This is a genomic window from Pantoea sp. Mb-10, from assembly GCF_021272205.1.
Lineage (GTDB): Bacteria > Pseudomonadota > Gammaproteobacteria > Enterobacterales > Enterobacteriaceae > Pantoea.
In genome coordinates, this window is record NZ_JAJSDX010000022.1 from 1 (window position 1) to 736 (window position 736).

A 736-nucleotide genomic window follows, 5' to 3' on the forward strand; every position below is an offset into this window, starting at 1 on the left:
TGAGGTTATTAACCTCACCGCCTTCCTCCCCGCTGAAAGTACTTTACAACCCGAAGGCCTTCTTCATACACGCGGCATGGCTGCATCAGGCTTGCGCCCATTGTGCAATATTCCCCACTGCTGCCTCCCGTAGGAGTCTGGACCGTGTCTCAGTTCCAGTGTGGCTGGTCATCCTCTCAGACCAGCTAGGGATCGTCGCCTAGGTGAGCCGTTACCCCACCTACTAGCTAATCCCATCTGGGCACATCCGATGGCGTGAGGCCCGAAGGTCCCCCACTTTGGTCCGAAGACGTTATGCGGTATTAGCTACCGTTTCCAGTAGTTATCCCCCTCCATCGGGCAGTTTCCCAGACATTACTCACCCGTCCGCCACTCGTCACCCGAAGAGCAAGCTCTTCTGTGCTACCGTCCGACTTGCATGTGTTAGGCCTGCCGCCAGCGTTCAATCTGAGCCATGATCAAACTCTTCAATTTAAAGTTTGATTTGCTTAAACACGTTAAGCGGTGCTCTGTGAATTAAAACGTCGTAATGAATTACGTGTTCACTCAGCAAAGACTTGATATTTTTTAGAGCCCGGAGGCTTTGATATCAATCCTGCGAGTGCCCACACAGATTGTCTGATAAATTGTTAAAGAGCAGTGCGACGCGGCGTGGAGCCTGCTGTCGCGAGGTGGCGTATATTACGCTTTCCTCCTTCAGAGTCAAACACTTTTTTCAGCGTTTTTCTCCGGCGGG

General features: G+C 51.9%; 1 rRNA gene. It reads right to left on the reverse strand.

Features of this window, described 5'->3' with window-relative positions:
- Positions 1-474: ribosomal RNA gene (locus LU196_RS20310) — 16S ribosomal RNA — on the reverse strand; the annotation flags it as partial.
- Positions 475-736: the final 262 nt, after the last annotated feature.